This window comes from Oceanivirga salmonicida (assembly GCF_001517915.1).
Classification (GTDB): Bacteria; Fusobacteriota; Fusobacteriia; order Fusobacteriales; family Leptotrichiaceae; genus Oceanivirga; species Oceanivirga salmonicida.
In genome coordinates, this window is record NZ_LOQI01000074.1 from 1 (window position 1) to 7,230 (window position 7,230).

General features: G+C 25.2%; 8 protein-coding genes. All 8 read left to right on the forward strand.

Translation table 11 applies throughout. The annotated features are described in order from the left end of the window. The first annotated feature begins 271 nt into the window (after window positions 1-271). Window positions 272-853 carry a hypothetical protein gene (locus tag AWT72_RS07490; RefSeq protein WP_156286275.1) on the forward strand — a complete coding sequence of 194 codons (582 nt, stop codon included), beginning with the start codon at window positions 272-274 and terminating at the stop codon, window positions 851-853. A 22-nt stretch (window positions 854-875) separates the two neighbouring features. After that, entirely contained in the window at window positions 876-1,625 is a 750-nt protein-coding gene (locus tag AWT72_RS07495; RefSeq protein ID WP_067143163.1) for a hypothetical protein, read from the forward strand. 7 nt (window positions 1,626-1,632) lie between these two features. Then, window positions 1,633-2,844, forward strand: coding sequence for a pyridoxal phosphate-dependent aminotransferase (locus AWT72_RS07500; protein WP_067143166.1), 1,212 nt, complete (start codon window positions 1,633-1,635; stop codon window positions 2,842-2,844). Window positions 2,845-2,906: 62 nt separating this feature from the next. Continuing rightward, window positions 2,907-3,185, forward strand: coding sequence for an HPr family phosphocarrier protein (locus tag AWT72_RS07505; RefSeq protein WP_067143169.1), 279 nt, complete (start codon window positions 2,907-2,909; stop codon window positions 3,183-3,185). A 20-nt stretch (window positions 3,186-3,205) separates the two neighbouring features. Next, complete coding sequence (locus tag AWT72_RS07510; protein WP_067143172.1) at window positions 3,206-4,732, forward strand: S1 RNA-binding domain-containing protein; 1,527 nt, start codon at window positions 3,206-3,208, stop codon at window positions 4,730-4,732. A 61-nt stretch (window positions 4,733-4,793) separates the two neighbouring features. Further along, on the forward strand, window positions 4,794-5,543 hold the full coding sequence (locus AWT72_RS07515) for a gamma-glutamyl-gamma-aminobutyrate hydrolase family protein (RefSeq protein ID WP_067143175.1): 750 nt from the start codon (window positions 4,794-4,796) through the stop codon (window positions 5,541-5,543). Next, window positions 5,527-6,912: an APC family permease gene (locus tag AWT72_RS07520; RefSeq protein ID WP_197035203.1), complete on the forward strand. Its 1,386-nt coding sequence runs from the start codon at window positions 5,527-5,529 to the stop codon at window positions 6,910-6,912. The genes AWT72_RS07515 and AWT72_RS07520 overlap by 17 nt, the downstream gene beginning before the upstream one ends. Before the next feature lie 138 nt (window positions 6,913-7,050). After that, on the forward strand, window positions 7,051-7,230 hold a 180-nt coding region (locus AWT72_RS07525; RefSeq protein ID WP_231724066.1), incomplete at its 3' end, for a putative ABC transporter permease.

Below are 7,230 nucleotides of genomic sequence, written 5' to 3' on the forward strand. Positions count from 1 at the left end.
GAATTTGAAAAAGAAAAAAACACAGAAAGGGTTGATATAATTGCTAATTAATGAAATTAAAGAAAAAAGAAACATGAAAAATTTTGCAATATTAACTACAATTTTTATTTTGCAATTTCTTATTTTACCAATATTGTTTTTTAAATTATATTATATTTCTTTTGTAATAAGTTTATTATTCCCAATATTGAATTTATACCTATTTTTTTATTTTGTAATTACTAAAACATATAATGAGAAAGTAGAAATAGTTAGGATAATACAGTATATATTGTTAACAGCTATAACAATATTTGCTTTAGAAATTGTATTTGGAATATTTTTTGCTATTATGGCTTTTATAATTCAAAATATTACTATAACTGGTATAGTAGGAATAATAATTTTAATAATTTTTTATGTAATATTTATGATAAGATTATTAAAATTAAAATTTTCTGCATTTAGTAAAGTTAAGAAACCAGATTTAGAAAAATTTTCAGATTATATGTGGAAAAAGAATAAAAATGTATATTATCTAATTATTTTAGTATTTATAATATTATATGCTATTCAAATGGTATATGGTATTTATGTGGTTTTGGACATATTTTTAGATATATCTAAAGATATTGATTTTTTTCCTTCAGAAATATTAAATTTAGATACAACTAATCCAGCTAATATGGAATTAATAATACAAGAAGCAGGAAATAAATTTATAAAATTATATTATTCTATGTTTAAAATTAAAATTTTAATTTTGTATATTCCTAGTATAATTTATTCATACATTAACTACTGTGTAAATGTAGACATATATGGAAGTTATTTAGAATTTGAAAAAGAAAAAAATATAGAAATTACTAAGTAAATTTTTAAGAAATGGAGAAAAAATGGTAATAGATGAGTTAAAAAAGGTTAAAAATATTAAAAATTTTGCAATATTAATGTCTGCATTAATTTTGTTAACATTAAGTGTACTTTTAGTATTTTATGAAATAATTAAAAATAATTATGTTTCAGATAATATTTATTTTTCTATAGTAATAATCTCATTAATGCTTTTAGTGGGAATAATTATGTTATACTTAAATTTCTATCTCATAATTAAAAAAACATACAATGAAAAGCTTAGTATAAACAGAATGGTTCGTTACGTATTATTATTAATATTGTGGGGATTGATAATAACAGTATCTGTATTTTTTATTTCAGTGGCATTGGCATATATAGTAGGTTTTTGGGGACTAGTTACAATATTAAATTTAAGTACCCAACCAATAATTATATATAAATCAATAGGATTAAGATTTTCTGCATATAGTAAAATAAAAATATCTGAATTAGAAAAATTTTCAGAATATATGTGGAGTAAAAATAAGAAAATGTATTATTTGCTTATTTTAATGCCTCTTATTATATCTATTCTTAATATGGCATATTCATATTATTTTATTTATGATATATTAGGTTCTGATTCATTTGATCCAGAATTATTAAATTCTAAAATATTTTTATTTAAAATATTTGTTCCATATTTAATTTATATACCATATAGTTATTTACAATATTGTATAAATGTAGATATATATGGTAGTTATTTAGAATTTGAAAAAGAAAAAAATATAGAAATTAGTGAGTAGGAGAGATATGGAGTTTTCAAGTAGAGTAAAAAATATGCAGTATTCGCCTGTAAGAAAGTTAGTACCATTAGCAGAAAAAGTAGCAAATGAAGGAGTTTTTGTTTATGGTTTTCATATAGGGCAACCAGATGTAAAAACACCTGATTCATTTTTTAATGGAGTTTTTGGTTACCAAGAAAAAATAGTTAAATATGCAAATTCACAAGGTATAAGTGAATTATTATATGCATTTGAACAGTCATATAAAAAGCATGGAATTAATCTTTCAAAAGATGAAATTATAATAACAAATGGTGGGAGTGAAGCGTTACAATTTGCAATAGCGGCTATTTGTAATCCTGATGATGAAATATTAGTTCCTGAACCATATTATTCAAATTATGATAGTTTTTTAAGAGTATCTAATGCAAAATTAGTTCCCATAGTTACAACAATTGAAAATGGTTATAGATTACCTAAAAAAGAAGAAATAGAAAAATTGATAAGTTCTAAAACAAAAGCCATTTTATTTTCTAATCCTTGTAACCCAACAGGAGTAATTTTAAATGAAGATGAAATGCAAATGATTAAAGAAATAGCATTAGAAAATGATATATATATAATATCAGATGAAGTATACAGACAGTTTATTTATGATAAAAATCAAAAGTTTACTTCTTTTATGAATATAGATGGCATAGATGATAGACTAATAATGGTAGATAGTATTTCAAAACATTACAGTGTTTGTGGTGCTAGAATAGGGACTTTTTGCGCTAGAAATAAAGATTTACTAAATCAAGTTTTAAAATTTTGTCAAGCAAGATTATCGGTTTCAACAATAGAACAATTTGCAACAGTAAGTTTGTTAAAAGGAATTGATTTATATATTGAAGACGTTAGAAAAGAATATAAAAATAGAAGAGATATACTTTGTGAGGAATTAAGTTTGATAGAAGGTGTTAGCATTTGTAGACCAAATAGTGCCTTTTATGTTTTAGCAAAGTTACCAGTAAAAGATATTGAAAAATTTTCAATTTGGTTGTTAGAAGAATTTAGGTATAATAATGAAACTTTAATGTTTGCTACAGGACCAGGATTTTATTCAAAAGAACATTATAATAATGGAATACAAGAAGCAAGATTTTCGTTTTGTTCATATAACTCAGAAGAAATAAAAAATGGGATAGAAGTATTAAAAATTGCCCTGAAAGAATATAGTAAATTGTCAAATGTTTAAAAAGTATTTTTTCTTTGCAATTTTACATAAAATATTGTATAATAGTGTGAATAGGTGAAGGTATGAAAAGAATTAATTTAAAAGTTAAAAATGAACAAGGTCTTCACGCAAGACCATCTACAAAGTTTGTTCAAATTACTCAAAAATATGAAGGTGATATAAAAGTTATTTTTAATGATGAGGAAGTTGATGCAAAAAATGTAATGGGGCTAATGCTTTTAGCAATATCTAAAAATGATGAATTTACAGTAGTTGCAAATTTAGATAATGAAATTTCTGAAAAAGAGGTTTTAGATGAACTAAAATATTTAGTCGAGGTCTTGAAATTTAATGAAATATAATAAAGGAGAGAAATAAGGGTATGAGCAATGTTAATTTTGAAGAACTTCTAGCAGAATATATTCCAAGTGATTACAAATCAGGATCTGTTATAGAAGATGCAATTATAGTGAGAAAGGATATGGACTATGGTTTCTTAGATATAAATAATAAACTTGAAGGTAGAGTAAGAGCTTTTGAAATAGAAGGTTATGAAGTAGGAGATAAAATATCAGTACAATTTATAAGAAGCGAAGATGATTTTATAATAGTTTCTAAATTAGCTTTAGATAGAACAAAAGAATTAGATAATTATAATGAATCAGACGTAGTTTCAGGAGAAGTAGTTAAAAAAATTAAAGGTGGATTTAATGTTAGAATAAAGAATAATAATGCATTTTTACCATTTTCACTATCCGCTGCAAGAGGTAACGAAATAGTTGGAAAAACTTTTGATTTTGTAATAAAAGAAAAAAGTAAAAAAGGATTAACAGTTTCAAGAATAGATTTCGTAAAAGAAAAAACTAATAAATTCTTAGAAACAGTTAATGTAGGAGATACTTTAAAAGGTACTGTTAAAGAAATTTTAGACTTTGGGTTAATTTTAGATTTAGGAGCTATGACAGGTTTAGTGCATATTTCAGAATTAAGTTGGAATCAAATCTCTAATATTAGAGAAACTTATAAAGTTGGTCAAGAATTAGAAGCAAAAGTTATAGAATTAAATGTAGAAAAATCAAAAATCAAATTAAGTGTTAAACAATTAGAAGAAGACCCTTGGTTAAAGATTAGAGAAAAATATACTATTGGAGAAAAAAGAACAGGAACTATAAAAGAAATCTTTGATTTTGGATTAGTAATAAATATAGATGGAACTAATGATGAAGGATTTATGCATATTTCAGATGTTTCATACAGAAAATTCTTCCAATTAGATAAATCATATAATGTAGGAGATTCAATAGAATTTTTCATCGAAAATATAAATGATGAAAAACAAAGAATTTCATTAAGTGCTAAAAGAGTACTAGATGAAAAATGGGAAAATATTGAAAGTATAATGCAAGAAGGTAATAAAATAAAAGCCAAAATTGTATTTATGCAAGAATATGGTATGTTTGTTGAACTAGAAAATAAGTTAGAAGCATTTGTTAGAAGAAATGAGTATGCTTGGCTTAAAGAAGAATTGCCTGAATTACATGAAGGTGATGAAGTAGATGTAGTTATTTTATCAATAGATAAAGAAGAAAGAAAAATTGCAGCATCAATTAAAGAACTAGTAGTTTCTCCTTGGTTAGAAGCACACGAAAAATATGCAATAGGTGATTTTGCGGATGTGGTAATAACTAATGTTTTAGAAAATGCATACCTTGCAGAGTTAACTCCAAGATTTAAAGGATTAATACCTAAACGGGAAGCAACAGAAGAATTGAATGTTGGGGACAATGTTAAGGTTTTAGTAATAGATTCAAATGGTTCTAAATCTTCAATTATTCTATCAGTAAAAAAGGTTAAAGAAGTTGAAGAAAAAGAAGAATTAAGCGAATTAATGGAAACTTACGGAGTTTAATAAATAAAAAAAAGATGTGCTTTTAAAAGTACATTTTTTTTAAAAAAATAGGAGGTATATTATGAAAAAAAAACCTATAATAGGTATTTCTTCTAGCATAATGATAGATACCAAGTTTTTTCTAGGTTATGAAAAATCTTATGTGAATTATGATTATGTAAAGGCTGTTCTAAAAGCAGGTGGAATACCCATTATTATACCATTTAATGAATGTGAAGAAGTTACAATTGAGTTAACTAAAAATTTAGATGGTTTGATTTTATCAGGAGGGCACGATGTATCACCATATAATTATGGGCAAGAACCACATCCTAAATTAGGCGAAACTTTTCCTGAAAGAGATAAGTTTGATTATATTTTATTAAGAGAGTGTAAAAAATTAAAAGTACCTATTTTAGGAATATGCCGAGGTATGCAAATTATTAATACTTACGAAGGTGGAACATTATTTCAAGATTTATCATTAATAAATTCAGCTAATGTTTTAAAGCACAATCAAGGTTCTAAACCAACTTTAGAAACACATAAAGTAAAAATAGAAAAAAATACTATATTATATGATATTGTTCAAAAAGAAGAAATGATGGTAAATTCATTTCATCATCAAGCAGTAGACAAAGTTGCAAATAATTATAAGGTAGCAGCAGTTGCTAGTGATGGAGTAGTAGAATCTATTATTTCTGAAAAAGATGAATTTATATTAGCTGTTCAATGGCACCCAGAAATGTTACATGCTAAATCAGAAACTGCTAATCAAATATTTAAGGCACTAGTAGATAAGGCAGGTGATTATAGTGCAAAAAGAAAGTAAAATGAAGTTTTGGTCTATAGTTTTATTGACTATAAACTCAATTATTGGAACAGGTATATTTTTGTCGCCAGGTTCAGTTGTAAAACAAGCAGGGAGTAAAGCTCCTTTAATTTATTTAGCAGCAGCAATATTTGCATCTATATTAGCAATAAGCTTTGCGTCAGCATCTAAATATGTAGTTAAACCGGGAGCAGCTTATGCATATGCAAAAGCATCTTTTGGAGATGCAATGGGTTCATATGTTGGTATAACTAGGGTAGTTGCGGCATGTATTGCATGGGGAGCATTGGCTACTTTTGTTGTAAGAACAACATTATCAATATTTGGTATGGAGATAGATAATAAAACTGTAACTATAGGTTTTTTAATTTTAATGATAATACTTCTTATAATTAATATAATTGGAACAAGAGTTCTTACTATAATAAGCAATTTATCAACTATTGGAAAAATGGGAGCATTAACTATAACTATAATAGCTGGAATAGTTGTGTTATTACAAATGGGAGAAATTCATATATTTGATGTAGATTCAATGTTAAATTCTGAGGGTCAAAGTTTAATTCCTGCATTGACTGTTTCAAGATTTGTTACAGCATTAGTTGCAGCATTTTATGCATTTACTGGTTTTGAAAGTATAGCAAGTGGTTCACATGACATGGAAGAACCTGAAAAGAATTTACCAAGAGCAATACCATTAGCAATAGGAATAATAGCTATGATATATTTTGGAATAGTGTTAGTTTCTATGAGTATAAATTCGGAAGCATTAGTTACATCAAAAGAAGTTGTAGTATTAGCATCAGTTTTTTCAAATCAAATAATACAAAAAATAATAATAGGTGGAGCATTAGTATCAATGTTTGGAATAAATGTTGCAGCATCATTCCATACACCACGTGTATTTGAAGCAATGGCAAAGGAAAAACAAGTTCCAGAAATATTTATTAAAAGAACTAAACAAGGATTACCATTAGCGTCATTTTTACTTACAGCATCAATAGCAATAATAATACCTCTTGCATTTAATTATAATATATCAAATATAATTATAATAAGCTCTATATCAAGATTTATACAATTTGTTATAGTTCCAATAGCAGTTATAATGTTCTATTATGGAATGAATAAAGAAGAAATATTAGATGCTAAGAAAAATTACATTACAGATGTAATAATACCAGTATTAGCATTAATATCAACTGTATTATTATTAGCTAATTTTAATTGGGTTGGACAATTTTCAAATAAATTACCCGATGGTAGTTTAGTACCTAATATGAACGCTATATATTCAATGTTAGTAGGTTATTTAGTATTACCTGCTTTACTAAGAATGTATGAATTAAGAGAAAATAAAAAATCTTAATAAATTATAAAATAGTATTATTAGATAATTGTTAAGATGCTAATATATAATAATAACTTATAAATAAAATGTTAATTAATATTGGAGGTAGGGATTTACCTCCATTGCATTTTTTTAAAAATTAGAATGAGAGTTTAAATGAATGAAATAATAGTAAAAATCATATATTTATTTTTGATATATTCTTTCTTAGGATGGGTATTAGAAGTAATATATCATGTAATAGAAGATGGAGATTTTGTAAATAGAGGATTTTTAATAGGACCTTATTGTCCTATATATGGCTTAGGTATGTTTTTAATATTATATTTACTTTCG

Coding starts and splice junctions, on each gene's coding strand:
- AWT72_RS07495 (WP_067143163.1), top strand. CDS start 876: ATGGTAATAGATGAGTTAAAAAAGGTTAAAAATATTAAAAATTTTGCA.
- AWT72_RS07500 (WP_067143166.1), top strand. CDS start 1,633: ATGGAGTTTTCAAGTAGAGTAAAAAATATGCAGTATTCGCCTGTAAGA.
- AWT72_RS07505 (WP_067143169.1), top strand. CDS start 2,907: ATGAAAAGAATTAATTTAAAAGTTAAAAATGAACAAGGTCTTCACGCA.
- AWT72_RS07510 (WP_067143172.1), top strand. CDS start 3,206: ATGAGCAATGTTAATTTTGAAGAACTTCTAGCAGAATATATTCCAAGT.
- AWT72_RS07515 (WP_067143175.1), top strand. CDS start 4,794: ATGAAAAAAAAACCTATAATAGGTATTTCTTCTAGCATAATGATAGAT.